Origin of the sequence: Leclercia adecarboxylata, from assembly GCF_035787115.1 — a bacterium.
Classification (GTDB): domain Bacteria; phylum Pseudomonadota; class Gammaproteobacteria; order Enterobacterales; family Enterobacteriaceae; genus Enterobacter; species Enterobacter adecarboxylatus_E.
The window spans coordinates 766,906-789,003 of the sequence record NZ_JALKTL010000001.1 but is presented as its reverse complement, the minus strand read 5'-3'; the positions used below and the strand labels follow the sequence as shown (position 1 = coordinate 789,003).

Annotated in this window: 21 protein-coding genes and 2 pseudogenes; 11 read left to right on the top strand and 12 right to left on the bottom strand. The window is 55.5% G+C overall.

Features of this window, described 5'->3' with window-relative positions:
- Positions 1-12: 12 nt before the first annotated feature.
- The gene (locus MXM41_RS03700; protein WP_325929958.1) at positions 13-1,698 is read right to left on the bottom strand and encodes a dynamin family protein; all 1,686 of its coding nucleotides are present in this window, start codon (positions 1,696-1,698) and stop codon (positions 13-15) included.
- Positions 1,699-2,432: 734 nt separating this feature from the next.
- Between MXM41_RS03700 and MXM41_RS03695 the strand changes: the two are divergent.
- A pseudogene (locus MXM41_RS03695) lies at positions 2,433-2,886 on the top strand (transposase); the annotation flags it as partial.
- Positions 2,887-2,940: 54 nt separating this feature from the next.
- Here MXM41_RS03695 and MXM41_RS03690 read toward each other — a convergent pair.
- From MXM41_RS03690 to pth, 3 genes and pseudogenes are all read right to left on the bottom strand, one after another.
- Positions 2,941-3,114, bottom strand: a pseudogene (locus tag MXM41_RS03690) (Arm DNA-binding domain-containing protein); the annotation flags it as partial.
- Between the two features lie 181 nt (positions 3,115-3,295).
- Entirely contained in the window at positions 3,296-4,390 is a 1,095-nt protein-coding gene (gene ychF / locus MXM41_RS03685) for a redox-regulated ATPase YchF (protein ID WP_325929956.1), read from the bottom strand.
- A 126-nt stretch (positions 4,391-4,516) separates the two neighbouring features.
- Positions 4,517-5,101 carry an aminoacyl-tRNA hydrolase gene (pth, locus tag MXM41_RS03680; RefSeq protein WP_325929955.1) on the bottom strand — a complete coding sequence of 195 codons (585 nt, stop codon included), beginning with the start codon at positions 5,099-5,101 and terminating at the stop codon, positions 4,517-4,519.
- A gap of 274 nt (positions 5,102-5,375) precedes the next feature.
- Between pth and ychH the strand changes: the two genes are divergently transcribed.
- Both ychH and MXM41_RS03670 read left to right on the top strand, forming a co-directional pair.
- Positions 5,376-5,651, top strand: coding sequence for a stress-induced protein YchH (gene ychH, locus MXM41_RS03675; protein ID WP_325929953.1), 276 nt, complete (start codon positions 5,376-5,378; stop codon positions 5,649-5,651).
- Positions 5,652-5,774: 123 nt separating this feature from the next.
- Positions 5,775-6,818 carry a MerR family transcriptional regulator gene (locus MXM41_RS03670; RefSeq protein WP_325929952.1) on the top strand — a complete coding sequence of 348 codons (1,044 nt, stop codon included), beginning with the start codon at positions 5,775-5,777 and terminating at the stop codon, positions 6,816-6,818.
- On the opposite strand, the gene dauA is transcribed toward MXM41_RS03670, so the two are convergent.
- The 4 genes from dauA to lolB form a co-directional block, all read right to left on the bottom strand.
- Complete coding sequence (gene dauA, locus MXM41_RS03665; protein ID WP_325930843.1) at positions 6,804-8,480, bottom strand: C4-dicarboxylic acid transporter DauA; 1,677 nt, start codon at positions 8,478-8,480, stop codon at positions 6,804-6,806. The genes MXM41_RS03670 and dauA overlap by 15 nt on opposite strands.
- A gap of 120 nt (positions 8,481-8,600) precedes the next feature.
- A complete protein-coding gene (prs, locus tag MXM41_RS03660; protein WP_325929951.1) occupies positions 8,601-9,548 on the bottom strand; it encodes a ribose-phosphate diphosphokinase in 948 nt (315 codons plus the stop codon).
- A gap of 125 nt (positions 9,549-9,673) precedes the next feature.
- Positions 9,674-10,543, bottom strand: a complete 870-nt coding sequence (gene ispE / locus MXM41_RS03655) for a 4-(cytidine 5'-diphospho)-2-C-methyl-D-erythritol kinase (protein WP_325929950.1) — start codon at positions 10,541-10,543, stop codon at positions 9,674-9,676.
- Entirely contained in the window at positions 10,540-11,151 is a 612-nt protein-coding gene (gene lolB / locus MXM41_RS03650; RefSeq protein WP_325929948.1) for a lipoprotein insertase outer membrane protein LolB, read from the bottom strand. The genes ispE and lolB overlap by 4 nt, the downstream gene beginning before the upstream one ends.
- Before the next feature lie 221 nt (positions 11,152-11,372).
- Between lolB and hemA the strand changes: the two genes are divergently transcribed.
- Genes hemA through kdsA form a run of 6 tightly spaced genes read left to right on the top strand, consistent with a single transcriptional unit; the run spans position 11,373 to position 16,678 of the window.
- Complete coding sequence (gene hemA / locus MXM41_RS03645; RefSeq protein ID WP_325929947.1) at positions 11,373-12,629, top strand: glutamyl-tRNA reductase; 1,257 nt, start codon at positions 11,373-11,375, stop codon at positions 12,627-12,629.
- Positions 12,630-12,672: 43 nt separating this feature from the next.
- The gene (gene prfA / locus MXM41_RS03640) at positions 12,673-13,755 is read left to right on the top strand and encodes a peptide chain release factor 1 (RefSeq protein WP_325929946.1); all 1,083 of its coding nucleotides are present in this window, start codon (positions 12,673-12,675) and stop codon (positions 13,753-13,755) included.
- On the top strand, positions 13,755-14,585 hold the full coding sequence (prmC, locus tag MXM41_RS03635) for a peptide chain release factor N(5)-glutamine methyltransferase (RefSeq protein ID WP_325929945.1): 831 nt from the start codon (positions 13,755-13,757) through the stop codon (positions 14,583-14,585). The genes prfA and prmC overlap by 1 nt, the downstream gene beginning before the upstream one ends.
- A complete protein-coding gene (sirB2, locus tag MXM41_RS03630) occupies positions 14,582-14,974 on the top strand; it encodes an invasion regulator SirB2 (RefSeq protein ID WP_325929944.1) in 393 nt (130 codons plus the stop codon). The genes prmC and sirB2 overlap by 4 nt, the downstream gene beginning before the upstream one ends.
- Before the next feature lie 3 nt (positions 14,975-14,977).
- Complete coding sequence (gene sirB1, locus MXM41_RS03625) at positions 14,978-15,787, top strand: invasion regulator SirB1 (RefSeq protein WP_325929942.1); 810 nt, start codon at positions 14,978-14,980, stop codon at positions 15,785-15,787.
- Positions 15,788-15,823: 36 nt separating this feature from the next.
- On the top strand, positions 15,824-16,678 hold the full coding sequence (gene kdsA, locus MXM41_RS03620) for a 3-deoxy-8-phosphooctulonate synthase (RefSeq protein WP_325929941.1): 855 nt from the start codon (positions 15,824-15,826) through the stop codon (positions 16,676-16,678).
- A 120-nt stretch (positions 16,679-16,798) separates the two neighbouring features.
- Here the strand turns inward: kdsA and chaA are convergent, their stop codons facing one another.
- Positions 16,799-17,899 carry a sodium-potassium/proton antiporter ChaA gene (gene chaA, locus MXM41_RS03615; RefSeq protein WP_325929940.1) on the bottom strand — a complete coding sequence of 367 codons (1,101 nt, stop codon included), beginning with the start codon at positions 17,897-17,899 and terminating at the stop codon, positions 16,799-16,801.
- Between the two features lie 268 nt (positions 17,900-18,167).
- On the opposite strand from chaA, the gene chaB reads away from it, so the two are divergent.
- Together chaB and MXM41_RS03605 are read left to right on the top strand one after the other, a co-directional pair.
- Positions 18,168-18,398, top strand: a complete 231-nt coding sequence (gene chaB / locus MXM41_RS03610; RefSeq protein WP_325929939.1) for a putative cation transport regulator ChaB — start codon at positions 18,168-18,170, stop codon at positions 18,396-18,398.
- Positions 18,399-18,590: 192 nt separating this feature from the next.
- Complete coding sequence (locus MXM41_RS03605) at positions 18,591-19,286, top strand: gamma-glutamylcyclotransferase (protein WP_325929938.1); 696 nt, start codon at positions 18,591-18,593, stop codon at positions 19,284-19,286.
- Positions 19,287-19,327: 41 nt separating this feature from the next.
- Here the strand turns inward: MXM41_RS03605 and MXM41_RS03600 are convergent, their stop codons facing one another.
- The 3 genes from MXM41_RS03600 to MXM41_RS03590 form a co-directional block, all read right to left on the bottom strand.
- Positions 19,328-19,570, bottom strand: coding sequence for a hypothetical protein (locus tag MXM41_RS03600; RefSeq protein WP_325929937.1), 243 nt, complete (start codon positions 19,568-19,570; stop codon positions 19,328-19,330).
- Positions 19,571-19,782: 212 nt separating this feature from the next.
- Positions 19,783-21,567, bottom strand: coding sequence for a methyl-accepting chemotaxis protein (locus MXM41_RS03595; RefSeq protein WP_325929936.1), 1,785 nt, complete (start codon positions 21,565-21,567; stop codon positions 19,783-19,785).
- A gap of 107 nt (positions 21,568-21,674) precedes the next feature.
- Positions 21,675-22,028 carry a DsrE/DsrF/TusD sulfur relay family protein gene (locus tag MXM41_RS03590; protein ID WP_325929935.1) on the bottom strand — a complete coding sequence of 118 codons (354 nt, stop codon included), beginning with the start codon at positions 22,026-22,028 and terminating at the stop codon, positions 21,675-21,677.
- Positions 22,029-22,098 lie beyond the last annotated feature (70 nt).

Genomic DNA, 22,098 nt, shown 5'->3' with positions numbered 1-22,098 from the left:
TTCTTGCCCTGTTTAACGATATAAATAGGTTGTTGCTAACGCTTTTATTTCGACCAACAGCGCCTGGAGCGTTTCCAGTTGCTGGCTAATCACGTCCTGCTGCTGGGCCTGTTCGTGTTGATAGCTTGCAATCAGTGTTTTTTGCTGGTTAATCTGGCCTTCAAATTCGTTGCTGACGTTGTTCAACAGAATGGTTAACTGTTCGTCTACAATGGCGGGTAGCGCCTTTCTCATCTCACTTTTTATGCCAGGGAAGACCGTGTTTAACAAATTAGCACGTGCGCGCTCCTGGGCACTGGACGCAGAGAACAGGCGAAGAATATCGGGTAAAAAGACAATAACCAGTTCCAGCACCGGGTTAAGCACATTTGTCGTAACGGCCAGGACGGTGGAGAGCAGGCGGTAATATTTTCCTGCATTTTCTTTCGCGGCAAAATTGCTGCTCATGCTTTCCAGGAAACTGCTGACTGCTTTCAGTTTTCCTTCTGTTTTTTCAGTAATATTAGTCACCCAGTTTGGATCCAGTGTGACCATCATGGCATTATTTTTTGCCAGGCTCAGCGACAGTTCATCGATCAACTCAGACGAGATTTGATCCATTTCACGTTTTATTTTTTCGGTTAAATTGCCACGAATAATATCGGATATCTCGCGCTCCAGTGCTGGAGCGGCATTTTGCGTCGTAGAGAGATAGGCAAGTCGGTCAACCTGATTAGTGAGATCATGTTCGATGGCGTTAATACAACGTGTGACGAGCGGGGCAGAGAAGCGAAAATTCATTTCGCGCTCTGTTTTATCGCGCTGCGCAACCAGCTCCGCTAATGCACCTTCAAGAGCGCGCAGGGCATCGGCATTACTGTTTTCGCTATTTTTAACGATATTGCTGGCGAAATTAACCTGATTGATCAGATCGAAATGTTGATCCTTCAGACGATTGATAAACAGATTGTGAAAGAGACGCTCAGGATCAACCGCTCCCAGCAAGTCGCTCAGTGCGTTCGCAGACTGGTTACCCAACGCAATAATCTGTTTTTCTGTCCCGAAGTAAAGTTGGAGCTGTTCATCGATATACGTCGAAATTTCCTGTACCTGTTCCGGCGCACGCAAATTGGTCTTGCTGAGAATAAATGAGAAATCACTTTCGTATGTCTTAATATGATCGAGATTGCGCAGCATAGACTGGGTGACGGTTCCATCTTCAACGCTTGTCACCACAATAAAATGTACCCCGCGCGGCAGATAATAAGACAGAGCTTTGTTATGATTTTCTAATGACGAGCCATAGCCGGGCATATCCACCAGGATCAGGGGCGCAATGGCCTCCAGCGCTGGGCTGTTGATATAAAGGCGTAAATGGGAATACTCAGCGGACTTTTTATTCACCTGCGGGAGATCTTCGGGTGTCAGCCGCTCTTCGCTGCCGTCGTGGCGGATAGCCTGCAACCACGGTTCTTTGGCAAAATGTAGCTCTGTTGCCAGTTCCGTCTCCGGAGCAATACCTACAGGTAACACCGACGCCCCCATAAACATATTGAGCAGTGAGCTTTTCCCGGCACTAAACGCGCCAATAACCGGGAGAAGAAGTTGAGTATTTTCAACCTGAGCAACTAAATTGCGATCCCAGGAAATCTGTGACTCATGCAGAAGCGTGCCGAGCTTTTGCAAATATTCTGCAAATTGCTGCTGATTCTTTAGCATTACTGTCTGTCCCTTTCAGTTAATTCATCTGGAAAACAGGTTTATCCTGTTAAATAAGCAAGGTAATAACACGGGCAACGGCAATCAGTGTCCTGGCAGCAGGCGTTGAAGCCACTCCTGAGTAATACTTAAAGGCTTCACTATCAGGCGCTCATTTTTACAGCGTGGACATGTATCAAAAAAATCGACGCCACGAATTAGAGCATCAATGCGAGGCGCAGTGACTTTATGCCATCGGCATTCAGGGCATTCAAATCGTTGTGGTGCAGGTCTTACGGGCATTCTAACATCTTATTTCATTGTTTCGGCGGAAAACGTAGCACTCCTATAGGGCGAGCGTCATGGCTTCGCCGTTCCGATGGTATTCATGACCGGTATACCATTCTATACTCTGCAATGTGTTAATTTCCCTAGAAATTTATTAATATAGTCCGCAGCAAAGCCCAGAAAACGCAAGCCCGGTAAATCAGACACACCATCTGTAGCCCGTATTATCCCTCCTTCTTATCCATCGCGTTTTATGGACATGCTCACGTTCCTGCTCGACACTAACGGTGATGAGCCTTAAGAGTATCTTTTGCGATACGCTGGTACAAAACGCTTCTTCATGGGGAATCCTCATGTAGGTTATGAAGACATTACTAACATAGGGGGAGGTCCCATTTTCTACCGTCTGTTAGCAAGATCCTGGGTAACCCGCATTGATGTTGCTCTGGATGGAGGAAGGTTGCTGAAAGATGGGCATTTCTGAAGCCACCTTTTATAACTGGAAGAAAAAGTTTGGCGGGATAGGCGTGACAGAACTGCGCCGTCTGCAGCAACTGGAGGATGAAAACCAGCGGCTCCGTCGTCTGGTGGCAGACCCCAGTCTGGATAAGGAAATGCTCCAGGATATCATTCGAAAAAAGTTCTGAGGCCCGTCCAGAAACGGGAGGCGGTGGCTTACCTGCTGGACGCATATCGTATTAGTCTGCGCCGTGGTTGCCGTCTAATGATGCAGAGTCGTACGGTATATAAATGAAGCCCCGTGTACCACGCCGGTTGCAGACAGACAATGGCAGTGAAATTATCTCAAAATCGCAGGACAGATGGGCGTATGAAAATAAGGTGACGATGGACTTCTCACGACCGGGAAAGCCAACAGATAATGCGCTGGTCGAGTCATTTAATAGCAGCCTCCGTCAAGAATGATTGAATGTGCACTGGTTCCTGTCACTGGAAGATGCTCAGGAGAAGATCGAGTACCGTTGGGTACTCACCCAACGCGAACATGCTGGATTTGCCGTTGAGTTTAAACCGATAGCGCCATGCCTTTTTGCCGTTGGGTTTCACTTCGAGGCAGAGACTATTGAAGTCGTTGAGTAGATAGAGTTTTTCTTTCGGCTTGGCAGTACGGAATTGCGCGTCAGCGAGTATAGCGAGTTCTTGTATATTTCTTATACCGTTATTGTACTCATGCCTGTACTCATTTTTTACTGCTTTTCTATGTGATTGTGTGAGACATCATAAAAAGAAAAATCCACGCAACCGCGTGGATTTTATAAGTTTTTCAGTCTTCATGAAATGTATTGAGATCCCATGAGACAATAGGCGCCATTTAGACGTTAAACAGGAAGTTCATCACATCGCCATCTTTAACGATGTAGTCTTTGCCTTCCGCACGCATCTTGCCGGCTTCTTTCGCGCCTTGCTCACCCTTGTAGGTGATAAAGTCTTCAAAGGCGATAGTCTGGGCACGGATAAAGCCCTTCTCGAAATCGGTGTGGATTTTACCTGCCGCCTGTGGCGCAGTCGCGCCGACAGGGATGGTCCAGGCACGCACCTCTTTCACGCCAGCGGTGAAGTAAGTCTGCAGGTTCAGCAGTTCATAACCGGCGCGAATAACGCGGTTCAGGCCTGGCTCTTCCAGACCCAGCTCGGCCATGAACTCTTCGCGATCGGCGTCGTCCAGCTCGGCGATATCAGATTCCACCGCGGCACAGACAGCCACAACCACAGAACCTTCCGCCGCCGCGATTTCGCGCACTTTATCAAGGTATGGGTTGTTTTCGAAACCGTCTTCGTTGACGTTGGCGATGTACATGGTTGGCTTCAGGGTCAGGAAGCTCAGGTATTTGATTGCCGCTTTGTCTTCGTCAGTCAGCGTTTTCAGCGCGCGCAACATGCCCGCGTTTTCGAGCTGTGGCAGACATTTTTCCAGCGCAGCCTGTTCCGCTTTTGCGTCTTTATCGCCACCTTTAGCTTTTTTCTGCACGCGTTGCAGGGCACGCTCGCAGGTGTCGAGGTCAGACAGCGCCAGCTCGGTGTTGATGACGTCGATGTCGTCAGCCGGATCCACTTTGTTATTCACGTGGATGATGTTGTCGTTCTCAAAGCAACGCACTACGTGGCCGATCGCTTCGGTTTCGCGGATGTTGGTCAGGAACTGGTTGCCCAGACCTTCACCTTTCGATGCGCCTTTTACCAGGCCCGCAATGTCCACGAACTCCATGGTGGTCGGCAGAATACGCTGCGGCTTCACGATCTCCGCAAGCTGATCCAGACGCGGATCGGGCATGGGTACGACACCGGTGTTTGGCTCGATGGTACAGAACGGGAAGTTAGCCGCTTCGATGCCCGCTTTAGTCAGCGCGTTAAACAGGGTGGATTTGCCAACGTTAGGCAGACCAACGATACCGCATTTGAATCCCATTTCTGAATCACCTTAATATCTTGATATTCAACACGTTAACATTAACGAGTCGAAGAAAAGTAAATAACTACGCCTATTATACACGTAACCCGTAGCCAGCGGGGCAAAAAAGGCGCCTCGCGCCGGTTATTGCGCTTTGAAAGCGTGAAGACGGTTGGTGGCTTTGGTTAAACCATCCTGCAGCCAGATTTCGGTGCAACGCGCCGCTTCGTCTACCGCGTCGTCGATCAGTTTCTGTTCGGAAACCGGTGGCTTACCGAGGACAAAACCGACAACTTTGTTTTTATCGCCCGGATGACCAATCCCCACGCGTAAGCGGTGGAAGTTGGGGTTATTACCCAGTTTGCTGATGATATCTTTCAGGCCGTTGTGTCCGCCGTGGCCGCCGCCAAGTTTGAATTTTGCTACGCCCGGCGGCAGATCCAGTTCGTCGTGCGCCACCAGGATCTCATCCGGGTTGATACGGTAGAAGGTCGCCATCGCGGCAACGGCTTTACCGCTTAAGTTCATAAACGTGGTCGGCACCAGCAAACGCACATCGGCTCCGGCCAGGTTAATCCGTGAGGTAAACCCGTAGAATTTAGATTCTTCACGCAGGGGAGCGCGTAACCGCTCTGCCAGCAGATCGACATACCATGCGCCCGCATTATGTCGAGTAGCCGCATATTCCGCGCCGGGGTTGGCCAGGCCGACAATCAGTTTAATCGTCACGTTTTTATTCCTGAAAGTGCTAAGTCTGGCGCGTAGTGTACTGTTTGCCGCGTCGGTTGACAAAGTTCTGCGCGCCGTCGCGTAGAATCTGAATAATACCGCGCCTGAACCATTAGAATTTCATGCTACTCAAAGGTTTATTTGTAAAGTTTTGTTGCCCCGATGTGCATAAATGTGATCCCCCACGCAATCAACAAAAGGGGTGTTGTCTATACTTTACACACAAGGATTAGGGTGATTATTCCCCTGCTACCCAAAGCTCCGGAGGTGACACATGAAACGCAGAAACGCTTCGTTACTCGGTAACGTGCTAATGGGGTTGGGATTGGTGGTCATGGTTGTTGGCGTCGGTTATTCCATTTTAAACCAGCTGCCGCAGCTTGACCTGCCACAATACTTTGCGCATGGTGCGGTGCTGAGCATTTTTCTTGGTGCGGTGCTGTGGCTGGCGGGGGCTCGCGTCAGTGGCCATGAGCAGGTTTGCGACCGATACTGGTGGGTGCGCCATTTCGATAAACGCTGCCGCCGCGATCAGCATAAACACAGTTAATGCGCTAATCTGAAGAACACCGAAACGGCTCCCTCTGGAGTCGTTTTTTTTTTGCATCATGTATTGACCCTCACGTAACGTAAGGCTCCAGAGTGACGCCACTGGCATTAAGAAGGAGCCGTTATGTTAATTCAGGTCGGAGAACTGGCGAAACGTGCCGGGATCACCGTGCGCACCCTGCACCATTATGAGCAAACGGGGTTGCTGCTGCCTTCTGCCAGAAGCGCGGCAGGTTACCGGCTCTACAATCTGGCCGATGTTCAGCGTCTGCATATGATTCAGGCGCTGGCAAAGGCAGGGCTGGAACTTGCTGAAATCAGGGACTTTCTGGAGAAAGATTCACTCTCGTTATCGGAACTGCTCGACGCGCAAATCCGCCTGCTGGATAAACAGGTGCGCAGCATTACCACGCTGCGCGACCGGCTTGTGGATTTGCGCACCGGGCTCGATGCTCATGAGGATCTCGATCTGGAGTCCTGGCTACAGACTCTGGAGTTAGTGAATATGTACGATCGCTGGTTTAGCAAAGAGGAGTTACAGCAGCTGCCGTTTGCGCAGCACAAAGAGGTGCTGGCGGATATCTGGGCCGCGCTGGTCCAGGAGGCGAGAACCCTGCTGAAGAACCACGTTGAGGCCGCCGATCCCCGGGCGCGGGATCTGGCCACGCGCTGGATGGTGCGTCTCGAACAGGATACGGCGGGCAAACCGGAGTTTCTCACCCGTCTCAACGAGATGCACAGCGTTGAACCGCAGATGCGTGAACAAACGGGTATCACGGCGGAGATGACGGACTACATTACCCGGGCCTTTGCCGAATCGAAGCTGATTATCTGGCAAAACTACCTCTCGCCGGAGGAGATGGCCTTTACCCGGGCGCACTATTTTGACCGCATGATGGAGTGGCCGCCGCTGGTGGCGAAGCTGCACCGGGCCCAGTCGGAGGGGCTGGATCCGGCATCCGAGGCCGCACAACAGCTGGCCGCAAACTGGCTGGAGCTGTTCCAGTCTTACGCCGGAGATGACCCGGTGACGCAGCAAAAATTCCGCCAGGCGATGCAGCAGGAGCCGCATCTGATGAAAGGTACCTGGATGACGCCTGCGGTGCTTGAGTGGCTCCAGCAGGCGATGGGTATCATGATGCAGCGGCGAATGTCACAGATCCGCTAACGCTGCCTCGCGGTCCGGGTAGAACGCCAGACGACCCGCGATGGGGTGAACCCCTGCGCGCGCCATAGTGCGCAGGGGCTGAAACTCGAGATTCGTCACCCGCAGTTCGCAGCCTTCCGGCAGACGTTGTACAAAACGCTGGAAGGCGTCCAGCCCGCCGGCATCCAGCACCGGTACCGCATCCCATTTCAGCACCACAACACGTTTCCCCGCGATGCGTGACTCCAGTTCGCTGAACAGTCCTTCCGCCGCGGCAAAAAACAGCGGGCCGATCACCCGCAGCACCAGCACGTCGTCCGGGGTGATGACATTGACGCTGGCCAGGCGGGTCATTCGGGCAATGCGGCGCATAAACAGCAGCGAGGCCAGCACAATCCCGACGCTAATCGCAATGACCATATCAAAGAGGACAGTCAGCGACATGCAGATCAGCATGACGATGATGTCGTCCTTGGGCGCACGACGCAGCAGGTTAACGACTTTATGCGCCTCGCTCATGTTCCATGCCACCATCAGCAGCAGGGCGGCCATGGCAGAAAGCGGCAGCCAGGAGAGCAGCGGCGCGAGTACCAGCAGGGCGAGGATTACCAACAGCGAGTGGATCACCGCTGATACCGGTGAGGTTGCGCCCGCGCGCACGTTGGCCGCCGACCGGGCAATGGCCGCCGTCGCGGTAATGCCGCCGAAGAACGGGGCGATGATGTTGCCAAGCCCCTGACCAACCAGCTCGCTGTTGGCTTTGTGTTTGGTGCCGGTCATGCCGTCCAGCACCACGGCGCAGAGCAGCGACTCAATCGCCCCCAGCATCGCCATGGAAAAGGCGGCAGGAAGCAGGGCGCGCAGGGAATCCCAGCTTAAGGTGAAACTGGAACCTGGCACATCCCAGGGAAGCACCAGCTGCGGCAGCAGTTGTGGGATGCCATTACCCTGCGAGCCATCGGCCAGCACGTAATGGAACTGTGAACCAATGGTGGCGACATGCCCCCCCAACAGATTTACCACTCCCATTACCGCGCAGCCCAGCAGCAGGGCCGGCAGATGGCCCGGCAGGCGGATGCCCAGGCGCGGCCAGAGGATCAGCGTGCCCAGCGTCACTACGCCAATTGCCGCATCGCCGGGGTTTGTCGTTGGCAGCGCCATCACCAGCGCGCCCACTTTTTGCAGGTAATGTTCCGGCACGTGGGCCATCTGTAAGCCAAGAAAATCCTTGATCTGCATTGTACCGATGGTAATGCCGATCCCGGAGGTAAAGCCCAGCGTGACGGAGAGAGGAATGTACTCAATCAGCCTGCCAAAGCGCGCCAGGCCGAACAAAATCAAAAATACCCCGGACATCAGGGTCGCCACCAGTAACCCGCCCAGGCCGAACTGCTGAGAAACGGGGTAGAGGATCACCACAAAGGCCGCGGTGGGTCCGGAGACGCTAAATCGCGACCCGCCGGTCAGGGCAATGACAATCCCGGCGACGGCAGCAGTGTACAGGCCATACTGCGGCGCCACGCCGCTGCCTATGGCCAGCGCCATCGCCAGCGGAATGGCAATAATGCCGACCGTTATCCCGGCAATCAGATCGCGGGTAAACCGCGACAGGGTGTATTTCTCATTCCAGCAGGCGTCGATGAGGGCGTGGAAGGGAAGAACATGCGAGGAGGCGTTTTTCACAATCATCATCCATGTGCGCATCATCTGTCATATCAATGGCAGGTGAAGGAGGCATTAATCATACAAATACATTCCACAGACAAAAAAACCCGCCGTAGCGGGTTTTCAGACTGCGTCCGATCAGTGTTCGAACATAGCAGAGATGGATTCTTCGTTGCTGATACGACGAATCGCTTCGGCCAGCATCCCGGAGAGGGTCAAAGTACGCACGTTAGGCAGCGCTCTGATTTCATCGCTCAGTGGGATGGTGTCGCACACCACAACTTCATCAATGACGGAGTTGCGCAGGTTGTTTACGGCATTGCCGGAGAAGATCGGGTGAGTCGCGTAAGCGAATACGCGTTTAGCACCACGCTCTTTCAGCGCTTCGGCGGCTTTGCACAGAGTGCCGCCGGTATCGATCATGTCGTCAACCAGCACGCAGTCACGGCCCGCGACGTCACCGATGATGTGCATCACCTGAGAAACGTTAGCGCGCGGACGACGTTTGTCGATGATCGCCATGTCGGTGTCATTCAGCAGTTTGGCGATAGCACGAGCGCGAACCACGCCGCCGATGTCCGGAGAAACCACAATCGGGTTGTCCAGGTTCAGCTGCAGCATGTCTTCCAGCAGGATTGGGCTGCCGAATACGTTATCAACCGGAACATCAAAGAAGCCCTGGATCTGCTCGGCATGCAGGTCAACCGTCAGAACACGGTCAACGCCAACGCTTGAGAGGAAGTCAGCAACAACTTTTGCGGTAATTGGCACACGTGCGGAACGGACGCGACGGTCCTGACGGGCATAACCAAAGTAAGGGATTACAGCAGTGATACGGCCAGCGGAAGCACGGCGCAGGGCATCGACCATAACAACCAGTTCCATCAGGTTGTCGTTAGTTGGAGCACAGGTGGACTGGATGATGAAAATATCACCACCGCGTACATTTTCATTAATTTGTACGCTGACTTCGCCATCGCTAAAGCGACCTACGGCGGCGTCGCCAAGAGAAGTGTACAGGCGGTTGGCAATACGTTGTGCTAGTTCCGGGGTGGCGTTACCAGCAAAAAGCTTCATATCAGGCACGAGAAGAACCTCAGGCATGCGTCCAGTGGTGGATAACCTTCGCCAAAAACTGTGCGGGCCAGGCGAACGCTATCCAGGCGGTGTATTAAAGAGCGCGATGCAACGTCTGGAACAGGGTGACGTTGTCACCGAAACTCAGATTGCGCCAGAATGGCCTGCTGTAGCGGGGAGATGTTCATACCACGCGCTACGAAACCATGCAGCCACTCTGGAGCCAGCTCGAGCACCTGACGTGCAGCGGATTCCGTATCAAATTCAGCAAAGACACAGGCTCCTGTGCCAGTCAGGCGCGACGGCGCGTATTCTAACAGCCAGGAAAGCGCGACATCAACCTCGCGAAAACGTTTTCTTGCGATAACCTCGCAATCGTTGCTGAATTCACATTTTAATAACGTTTCTATTGACCGGACGGGGGTATCGCGTGGAAGGTCCGGATCTTTAAAGATAACCGGGGTGGGAATGCTGACGCCCGGATGGGCCACCAGATACCATTTTTCCTCGGGCGCTACCGGGGAGAGGATTTCACCCACCCCTTCGGCAAAGGCCGCATGCCCACGGACAAATACCGGCACGTCGGCCCCAAGCGTCAGCCCGAGCGCGGCCAGTTCATCTACTGACAGACCGCAGCCCCACAGGTGATTTAATACCACCAGTACCGTGGCGGCATTCGACGACCCGCCGCCGAGCCCGCCGCCCATCGGCAGGCGTTTCTCCACGCTGATATCCGCGCCGCTGCCCGCGGGCAGACGCCCGCTTTGCTGCGCCGCAGCCATCAACAGCCGGGCGGCCCGGACGATCAGGTTATCTTCGTCGGCCACCCCCTCCACCGGGGTGAGCAGGCGGATCTGCCCATCCTGACGGAGGTCAATCGAAAGGGTGTCGCCGTAGTCGATAAACTGAAACAGCGTCTGCAGGCTGTGATAGCCGTCAGCACGCTGGCCGGTGATGTATAAAAACAGATTCAGTTTTGCCGGTGAAGGCCATTGGGTCATCATTTGACAATCCAGTTATCCATCTTCAGCTTGATGCGCTGACCGCCTTCGGTCAGTTCCAGGCTGGTTGGCAGGGCCGGTTTGGTGTTGCTGTCGTAGCCACCGTACACCACGCGCCAGTTTTTACCGTTCTGGCTGTAGTTCACTTCGCTCAGGCGATACTGGTCGTCGAGTTTATAGTCGGTGGCGTCACCCGGCAGGCCGAGGATCCACTGGCGCAGGCTGGTGATCGGAATCGGCATCCCTGTCAGCTTGCCGATCATCTCTTCGGCATCGGTACCGGTGTATTTCTGCCCTTTGTTATCGGTGATTTGTGCGCTCCCTGGCTGGGCGATCAGCTCCATCTCGGTGCTCCCCACCGGATTGAGCAACAGCAGGCGATAGCGATCCTGGCCAGTCTGCTGCCAGAAGAAGCGGGCGTAGACTTTCTGCCGATCCGACAGATACGCAAAGGCACCGCGGGTCTGGTACTGGCTTAAACCTCGCACCTCCTGCTGATGCTGACGCCACTGCGGTGAGTCAGGGCTTTTTCCGGGCCCTTTGGGCGGCGTGATGGAACATGCGGTCAGTACCAGCGCGGCGAGGGGCAGCAGGCGAATCAGTCTGGTCATAATGATGACAAATCCTTGAGATACGTGGCGGTTATAATCCTTAATGCTAGCGTCCGGCCACGGGAGCGTCTACGCTCAAGTTGTCCTAAATCATCAAATTAGCGGTTAATAGCATCTGGTAACCTATTACTCCAAAAGGGGGCAGTCTCTTTTATTGATCTCGCGCATCCTGTATGATGCGGCCTGCTAACCTTATTAACGCTGGTACTACTCCCGCTCATATGACCCTTTTAGCACTCGGTATTAACCACAAAACGGCCCCGGTTTCACTGCGAGAACGCGTTACGTTTTCGCCGGATACGCTCGACCAGGCGCTGGAAAGTCTGCTTGCCCAGCCGATGGTGCAGGGGGGCGTGGTGCTGTCGACGTGCAACCGTACTGAGCTCTATCTCAGCGTGGAAGAGCAGGATAACCTGCACGAGGCGCTGATCCGCTGGTTATGCGAGTACCACAACCTCAACGAAGAAGAGCTGCGCAACAGCCTGTACTGGCATCAGGATAACGATGCTGTCAGCCATCTGATGCGCGTGGCGAGCGGCCTTGATTCGCTGGTACTTGGCGAACCGCAGATCCTCGGACAGGTCAAAAAAGCCTTTGCCGACTCGCAAAAGGGCCATCTGAAGGCCAGCGAGCTGGAGCGTATGTTCCAGAAATCCTTCTCTGTCGCCAAGCGAGTGCGAACCGAAACCGACATTGGCGCCAGTGCCGTTTCCGTTGCGTTTGCTGCCTGTACGCTGGCACGACAAATCTTTGAATCCCTTTCGACCGTCTCTGTGCTGCTGGTCGGCGCGGGCGAAACCATCGAGCTGGTCGCGCGTCATCTGCGCGAACATAAAGTGAAGAAGATGATTATCGCCAACCGCACCCGTGAACGCGCCCAGGCGCTGGCGGATGAGGTCGGCGCGGAAGTGATCGCCCTGAGCGACATCGACGCCCGTCTGAACGAGGCGGATATTATCATCAGCTCCACCGCCAGCCCGCTGCCGATCATCGGCAAAGGCATGGTGGAGCGTGCCCTTAAGTCCCGCCGCAATCAGCCGATGCTGCTGGTGGACATTGCCGTTCCGCGTGATGTCGAACCGGAAGTCGGCAAGCTGGCGAACGCCTATCTGTACAGCGTGGACGATCTGCAGAGCATCATTTCCCACAACCTCGCCCAGCGTAAAGCGGCGGCGGTGCAGGCCGAAACCATTGTCGAGCAGGAAACCAGCGAATTTATGGCCTGGCTGCGCGCGCAAAGCGTCAGCGAGACCATTCGCGAATACCGCGGGCAGGCGGAACAGGTGCGTAATGAGCTGACTGCCAAAGCGATGGCGGCCCTGGAACAGGGCGGCGATCCGCAGGTCATCATGCAGGAACTGGCATGGAAACTGACCAACCGCCTGATCCATGCCCCAACCAAATCACTTCAACAGGCTGCCCGTGACGGGGACGACGAACGCCTGACTATTCTGCGCGACAGCCTCGGGCTGGAATAGCGCGCCATACCCATTTATAAAATTATAAGGTGCACTTACGCCTATGAAGCCCTCTATCGTCGCCAAACTGGAAGCGCTGCACGAGCGCCATGAAGAAGTTCAGGCGCTGCTCGGTGATGCCGCGACCATTGCCGACCAGGAGCGTTTTCGCGCTCTGTCGCGTGAATACGCGCAATTAAGTGATGTTTCAAAATGCTTTACCGCCTGGCAACAGGTTCAGGAAGATATCGAAACCGCACAGATGATGCTCGACGACCCGGAAATGCGCGAGATGGCGCAGGAAGAGTTGCAGGAGGCAAAAACCCGCTCTGAAGAGATGGAACAGCAGCTTCAGGTGCTTCTGCTGCCTAAAGATCCGGACGATGAGCGTAACGCCTTTGTCGAAGTGCGCGCCGGTACCGGCGGGGATGAGGCGGCGCTGTTCGCCGGGGATCTGTTCCGCATGTACAGCCGCTACGCCGAGTCGCGTCGCTGGCGCGTTGAGATCATGAGCGCCAACGAAGGCGAGCACGGCGGCTATAAAGAAGTGATCGCCAAAATCAGCGGCGAAGGGGTGTACGGGCGCCTGAAGTTTGAGTCCGGCGGCCATCGCGTGCAGCGCGTACCGGCCACCGAATCGCAGGGCCGTATTCATACCTCCGCCTGCACCGTGGCGGTAATGCCCGAGTTGCCGGACGCCGAACTGCCGGATATCAACCCGGCGGATCTGCGTATCGACACCTTCCGCTCCTCCGGCGCGGGCGGTCAGCACGTTAACACCACCGACTCCGCGATCCGTATTACCCACCTGCCAACCGGCATTGTGGTGGAGTGTCAGGACGAACGTTCCCAGCATAAAAACAAAGCCAAAGCGCTGTCGGTGCTGGGTGCCCGTATCCATGCGGCAGAGATGGCAAAACGCCAGCAGGCAGAAGCCTCAACCCGACGCAACCTGCTGGGCAGCGGCGATCGCAGCGATCGTAACCGCACCTATAACTTCCCGCAGGGCCGCGTGACCGATCACCGCATCAACCTGACTCTTTATCGTCTGGACGAGACGATGGAAGGCAAACTGGATTCGCTGATCGAACCTATCGTGCAGGAGTACCAGGCCGATCAGCTGGCGGCGCTGGCAGAGCAGGATTAATGGATTTTCAGCACTGGCTAAAGCAGGCGATAAGCGAGCTGGCGGGCGGCGAAAGTCCCCGTCGCGATGCGGAGATCCTGCTGGAGCATGTGACGGGAAAACCACGCACGTACCTTCTCGCCTTCGGTGAAACAGCGCTCACGGCCGATCAGCAAGAACAGCTTGAGGTTCTGCTGGCCCGGCGCAAAACCGGTGAGCCGGTGGCGCACCTGGTGGGCGAGCGTGAGTTCTGGTCATTGCCGCTGTATGTCTCGGCGGCAACGCTCATCCCGCGTCCGGATACCGAATGTCTGGTGGAGCAGGCGCTGGCGAGACTACCCGCCACCTCCGCGCGCATTCTCGATTTAGGCACCGGCACCGGCGCCATCGCCCTGGCGCTGGCCAGCGAGCGCCCGGACTGCCAGGTGACGGCGGTGGATCTCATGCCCGATGCGGTCGCCCTTGCTGCGCGTAACCTGGCACGTCTGGAACTGAAGAACGTGACGGTGCTACAGAGTAGCTGGTTTGCCGCACTTGCCGACCAGCAGTTTGAGATGATCGTCAGCAACCCGCCCTATATCGATGAGTGCGATCCGCACCTCGGCGAAGGTGACGTGCGCTTTGAACCGCGTAGCGCCCTGGTTGCGGCGGATAACGGTCTGGCGGATCTCAGCCATATTATTGCCGGGTCCCGTCAACATCTGGCCAGCGGCGGCTGGCTGCTGCTGGAGCACGGCTGGACCCAGGGCGAAGCGGTGCGCAACCTCTTCCTGCAGGCAGGTTTTGCGCACGTTGAAACCTGTCGCGATTATGGCGGCAATGAGCGCCTGACCCTGGGCAGGCTGGCATGAACAGCTTTTCTGTACTCATCACCCTGCATCTGACGGCAGTCACCCTGACCGTCAGCTTTTTTGCGCTGCGTTACTGGTGGCGCTACAGCAATAACGCCCTGATTAACGCGCGCTGGGTGAGGGTGCTGCCGCACTGCATTGATACCGTGCTGTTTCTTTCCGGCGCCGGACTGATGTGGGTGACCGGCTATCTGCCGTTTACTGATGAAGGGACATGGCTGACTGAAAAGCTGTTTGGCGTTATCATCTACATCGTTTTGGGTTTTATTGCGCTGGGGCGTCATCGTCCGCGCAGCCAGCAGGTGGGGTTTATTGCTTTTCTGCTGGGGCTGGTGGTGCTGTACATCATCATTAAACTCGCCACCACAAGAATACCGATACTGGGGTAAGTCATGAGGTCCTTGGCCGATTTCGAATTTAATAAAGTGCCGCTGTGCGATGGGATGATTAAGGTATCAGAGATGATCCGCGATGATTTCATTTCGCAGTACGTCTACGACGAGCTGGAGAAGCTGGTGAGTCTGGCGCGTGAAGAGATTAATCAGGCGCGCCCTCAGGACTGGCAACTGGAGAAACTGATTGCGCTTTTCTATGGCGAGTGGGGCTTTTGCGATACGCGTGGCGTGTATCGACTCTCCGACGCGCTGTGGCTCGATCAGGTACTGAAAAACCGTCAGGGCAGCGCCGTCGCCCTGGGAGCGATTTTATTATGGGTGGCGCACCGTCTGGATATTCCGCTGGTGCCGGTCATCTTCCCGACGCAGATGCTGCTGCGCGCCGAGTGGCTCGACGGTGAAATGTGGTTAATCAATCCGTTTAATGGCGAGACCCTCGACGATCATACGCTCGATGTCTGGCTGAAAGGCAACATCAGCCCGATGGCGGAGCTGTACAATGAAGATCTGGACGAGGCGGATAACGCCGAGGTGGTTCGCAAGCTGCTGGACACTCTGAAGTCAGCGTTGATGGAAGAGCGGCAGATGGAGCTGGCATTGCGTGCCAGCGAGGTGCTGCTGCAGTTTAACCCGGAAGATCCGTACGAGATCCGCGACCGTGGTCTCATCTACGTGCAGCTTGAGTGTGACCACGTGGCGCTCAATGATTTGAGTTATTTTGTTGAGCAGTGTCCGGAAGATCCGATCAGCGAAATGATCCGCGCGCAGATTAATTCCATCGCGCACAAACAGATTACACTGCATTAATCTTAATTCCGATTCACCCCTGAATAAGGCGATCCTATGAAACAAAAAGTGGTTAGCATTGGCGATATTAACGTGGCGAACGACCTGCCGTTCGTGCTGTTTGGCGGCATGAACGTTCTGGAATCCCGCGACCTCGCGATGCGTATCTGCGAACACTACGTCACCGTGACCCAGAAGCTGGGCATTCCGTACGTGTTTAAGGCCTCTTTTGACAAAGCCAACCGCTCCTCTATTCACTCTTACCGTGGCCCGGGCCTGGAAGAGGGGATGAAGATTTTCCAGGAGCTGAAGCAGACCTTTGGCGTAAAAGTGATCACCGACGTCCATGAAGCAAGCCAGGCGCAGCCTGTGGCTGACGTTGTGGACGTGATCCAGCTCCCAGCGTTTCTCGCCCGTCAGACCGATCTGGTGGAAGCGATGGCGAAAACCGGTGCCGTTATCAACGTCAAGAAACCACAGTTCGTCAGCCCTGGCCAGATGGGGAATATCGTCGATAAGTTTATCGAAGGCGGTAACGACCAGGTGATCCTGTGCGACCGCGGTTCTAACTTCGGTTATGACAACCTGGTGGTCGACATGCTGGGCTTCAGCGTGATGAAGAACGTCTCTAACCAGTCGCCGGTGATCTTTGACGTGACCCACGCCCTGCAGTGCCGCGACCCGTTTGGCGCAGCCTCTGGCGGTCGTCGTGCCCAGGTTACCGAACTGGCGCGCGCCGGTATGGCGACCGGCCTGGCGGGTCTGTTTATCGAAGCGCACCCGGATCCGGCCAACGCCAAGTGCGACGGCCCATCCGCGCTGCCGCTGGATAAGCTGGAGCCGTTCCTGAAGCAGATTAAGGCGATTGACGATCTGGTCAAAAGCTTTGAAGAGCTGGATACCAGCAACTAATAAAAAACCCGCGAAATAAAAGCAAAACGGCAACCTGAGGTTGCCGTTTTTTTGTGTTCGCCCTCTCCCGGTGGGAGAGGGCAGGGTGAGGGCATCAGGCCGCCACCCGGCAATACCGCGTTACGCAAATATCGTCATCAGATAGGCCGCGAACAGCGCCATATGCGCCGCACCGTTGAGTACATTGGTGCGCCCGGTGGAAAACGAAATCTGGCACAGCAGCAGCGAGGCCACCATCACAATCATCTCCGGCGCGCCCAGGCTGAACTGCAGCTCGTTACCGGTGAGGAAGGCAATCAGCGTCACCACCGGCACGGTGAGGGAGATGGTCGCCAGCACAGAGCCAAAAAACAGGTTCATGGCACGCTGCACCTGATTGTTCAGCACCGCACGCAATGCCCCCAGTCCTTCAGGCGAGAGGATCAGCAGGGCCACCAGGAAGCCGGTGAAGGCCACCGGGGCATTCATTACGGTTAACAGCGTTTCCAGCGGCGCCGCATTCATCTTGGTGACCGCAATAACCGCAATCAGATGCACGACCAGCCACACCGTATGCCACAGGCTGCTGTGCGCGGACGGCTTGCCGTGGTGCGGATCGTCGTCGTCGCTCTCGTCTTCATGTTCATAGACGAACAGGCTCTGGTGCGTTTTGGTCTGGATGAGCAGAAATACGCCGTACATCGCCGCGGAAATCAGCGCCACCAGCAGGGCCTGACCGGTAGTGAAATTGGCCCCCGGTAATGCCATCGGGAAGACCAGTACGATAATCGCCAGCGGGAAGAGCGCGATCAGATACTGTTTAATGCCAAACAGGTTCAGATACTGGGTGGCGAATTTGCGCCCGCCCAACAGCAGCGAGAACCCCACCAGCCCGCCGGTGACAATCATAATGATGGAATAGAGCGTATCGCGCATCAGCGTGGGTGCCGCGTCGCCGGTCGCCATCAGCGCGGAAATAAGGCTAACTTCAAGAATAACGACGGAAAGACTTAAAATCAGGGAACCGTAGGGTTCGCCCAGGCGGTGGGCCAGCACGTCAGCATGACGGACAACGCTGAAGGCGCTGCTCAGAATACCAACAAGTGCAAGAGCGTTAATCCCGATGACCACTGGCAGTGACTGGGCGCTTCCCCAGAAGAACAGCACGGCCAGGGCCAGCAGCGGGAAAATGAGAGACGTCTCCTTATGACGGGTTTTCACCGTCTCATGTGCGGTTGTCATGTGCTTCTCCGTTATTGCAGGTGCTTGTAATTATAGATAGAAAAAGAGAACGTTAAATTAACAGATTGCTGTTAATTTCTGATTATCTTTTACTTAATTTTACGGTATCAGGAAATTATTGCGCGAGAACGTCATAATAGTACATTTTTATTAAATAGATCCTTAATAACAGTGAATTAAGAAATGGAATTATCCGATAATTAATTCAACTGGAAGCCTCAGCTATTGTCGACCACACTTAATAATTGATTAAAAAGAGGAGCTTGCTATGCCTTACAAATCGAAAAGTGATTTACCTGACAACGTTAAGAACGTGCTGCCGGCCCACGCGCAGGATATCTATAAAGAAGCTTTCAACAGCGCCTGGGATCAGTACAAAGACAAAGAGGATCGCCGGGGCGACGACAGCCGCGAAGAGACCGCCCATAAGGTGGCCTGGGCGGCAGTCAAAAACGACTACGAAAAGGGTGAGGATGATAAGTGGCATAAGAAGAAATAGCCTTTACTTAGTTGGCTGTGCTTAATAGTTTGCACTCTTCGCTTTGACTTTTGTGGCGGCGGACGCGCCGCTCTGTTGCACCCGGCGAGTTTATTGCATATCGTCACGGTACTGCTTTCTAAATGAGCAGTAAAAGGACCCGGAAGGTTCATAAAGTGAGGGCAGGGAAGCGGGCAGTGGCGGAGGTGCAATATGTTAACGCGTGATTTTCTGATGAAGGCCGACTGTAAAACGGCCTTTGGTGCGATTGAAGAATCGCTTCTGTGGTCAGCCGAGCAGCGGGCGGCGTCGCTGGCTGCAACTCTGGCCTGCCGTCCGGACGACGGTCCGGTATGGCTGTTCGGCTATGGTTCTTTAATGTGGAACCCGGCGCTGGAATATGTCGAATCAGCAACCGGCACCCTGCCGGGCTGGCATCGCGCCTTCTGTCTACGTCTGACCGCCGGACGCGGCAGCGCCTGCCAGCCGGGGCGTATGCTTGCACTAAAAGAGGGCGGACGCACCACCGGCGTGGCCTATCGCCTGCCGGATGCAACTCTGGAAGAGGAGCTGGCGCTGCTGTGGAAGCGCGAGATGATCACCGGCTGTTATATGCCGAGCTGGTGCCGTCTGGAGCTGGATGACGGTCGCACCGTTAACGCGCTGGTCTTTATTATGGATCCGCGCCACCCGCTGTTTGAAGCCGACACCCGCGCGCAGGTCATTGCCCCATTGATCGCCGCGGCCAGCGGTCCGCTTGGCACCAATGCGCAATATCTCTTCTCCCTCGACCAGGAGTTGACGCGCCTTGGTATGCAGGATGATTGTCTCAATGAGCTGGTATCGCGGGTGCGGGCCTTACTGGATAACGCTTCGCCTGAGAGCCCGCTGCGTCCAGGTTTTGCCTGAAAAAAACGCCCGGTAGCCTTGCGGCTCCGGGCGCTGGACGATCAGGCGGCGACGTAGCTGATGGAGTGCTCAAGCGACTGGCTGTGGCTGTCGATGAGCACCTCCCAGGTCCCGGTGTAGGGGACCGTGAGCCAGGCGTTGTCTCTGTCCTGCACGCTTAAAATATCTGCCTGGGTTTTGCGCGGTGCTTTGTGACTCATCAGATGAATATGACAACGCTCTGAGCAGCGCACCACAACTGTATCCCCACCAAACAACTTCAGACTTGCTTTTACCAGTGCCATTTTTTTACCCCGTATCCGGAAACAACGCTCTCCTTGCGGCCAATCCTGAGCGTGATGTTGTTCACACTTCACGCATGGCATAACACCAAAGGGGAGGGGTGCGGGTGCTGATTTTGATCAAAAAATGGCATAACCTTTAAACAAAAATGACAATATGCCTGAAAGCTTTCAGCCCACGCGGCTTTCAGCGGCTTTCAGGCGTCGGGTTAACATTAAATGCGAAAATGGCTGGCGGTTTCAGCGAGATCGCCCGCCTGACCCTGCAGGGCGCTGGCGGCGGCGGCGGACTGGACCACCAGCTCGGCGTTCTGCTGCACCATGCTGTCCAGGTTAAGCACCGCCCGGTTAATCTCCTGAATCCCCTTCATTTGCTCGCTGGTAGCCACCGTCATTTCACGCATAATCCCCGACATGCTGCCAATGCTGGTGACGATCTCATCCATGCTCTGTCCGGCGAGATGCACATAGCGCGACCCGGTCGCCACGCTATCGGTGGTGGAGTCGATCAAGCTCTTGATCTCTTTTGCCGCCTGGGCGCTGCGGCTGGCGAGATTGCGCACTTCCCCCGCCACAACCGCAAAGCCGCGGCCCTGTTCACCGGCGCGTGCCGCTTCAACCGAGGCGTTCAGCGCCAGGATGTTGGTCTGGAAGGCGATGCCGTCAATCACGCTGGTGATATCGCCAATTTTGGTCGAGGCGGCTTCGATGGACTGCATGGTGGTGATGGCCTGCGACACCACGCTGCCGCCCCGCGTCGCGGCCTCGGCGGCTTTGCCCGCCTGTTCGTTGGCAAACGCGGCGGATTCGGTTGACTGCGCGACAGAAGCGGTGATCTGCTCTACGGCGCTGGCGGTTTCACGCAGGCTGGAGGCGGCCCGCTCGGTGCGGCCAGAGAGATCCTGGTTACCGGCGGCAATCTCCTGGGCGGCATTTTTCACCGAGGCGCTGGCGTCGCGCAGCTGCACCATCACGACCGAAAGCTTATCGCTGAAGGCGTTAAACGCATGGGCGATCTGCGCCACCTCATCGTCGCCTTTCTCCGGCAGGCGCTGGGAGAGATCGTTAGTGCCGTTAGCAATGGCGTGCATCGCATCGCGAATATCCGACAGGCGTTTCAAGAGACGGGCAATCACAAAATGCACCACCGCTGCGCTGAGCAGAACGAGGATCACCAGCGACAGGGAAGAGGCTTTCAGCAGGGTACGCATGCCCGTGGTGGCATCATCGCTGTCCAGCGCCACAATCAGCTGCCACTGGGTACCGGCAATCGGGGTCGCAGAGAAGGTTTTCGCCACGCCGTTGTACTGCCCCTCGGCGCTGTTGCCGCGCTTCAGCGCAGCCAGTTCGACGCCGCTGATGACATCCTTAAAGGGTTTCAGGGTCATCTCAGGATCGCTGGCGGCAATGACCGAGCCATCGCTGTCAACCAGCAGCCCGCTACTGGCCGGGGTCGGATGAATGCCGCGCACGTTGGCGATCACGCTGTCCATCGCCACATCGCCCGCCAGCACCGCTTTTAACTCGCCGTTCTCTTTCACCGGCACGGCGAAGGTCACTACCAGCTTTTTGGTGCCGGTATCCACATACGGCGCGGTGACAATGGCGCGATCCTCTTTAACCGCCTGCTGATACCACGGACGCACCGTAGGATCGTAGTCGGCAGGGACACCGTCAGGATTGGAAAACTTCGCGGTTTTGCTGGCGTAGCCGACATAGACGTTGATAAACCCGCCCGCCTGCGCCAGCTGTTTAAACATTGGCACCGGATCGTCGCTCAGGGCAACATTCTGCAGGGAGTTAATAATCAAAGACTTGCTGCTGACCCAGTCGGCAATCGCCAGGCTGTGGCTGGCGCTGGTGCTGGCGAGCATTGCGCGTTGCGACTGTTGGTTATCCTGACGCGTGACCTGGAAATTGATCACGGTATTCAGTACAAGCGCGGCGATCAGACATCCGACCGTCGCCGCAATAATACGAGCGCGAATTGACCTGAACATAAGTGAAATACCTGCTGTGATGTTGTAAAAAGCCTATCGGCATCGGGCAGGCAAACTTGATGCTGGAACCGCGCTCATAAGAAAAAAATATTTCAGTTAAAGTATTATTAAAATGTTAATAGTTTATCTGCGGCCAGCGTCCACTGCGCCAGCTCCACCAGGGAGCCAATCTCCACCCCATCAATAAGCGGCAGGGCGCTGATGCCACGGCCATCGGCGCAGGTTTTACACAGCTTCACCGTCACGTTTTGCGCGGTCAGGATCTCCAGCATCTGCTGAATGTTATAGCCCTCCGCGGGCTTCTGGCCGCGCAAGCCCGCCGTCACCGCATCGGACATTAAAAACAGGCGCAGATCGAGATCGCTCTCCTGCTCGCGTAAGGCTATCGCCAGTCGCAGGCTGTTAAACAGGGATTCACTGCCATAGGCCGCGCCGTTAGCGACGATTACAATCTTCTGCATCTTGACTCCTGAATAATGAAAAGGCATGAAAATTGCTTCTCTCTTCGGCAGATACTGATCCGGGAGAGAA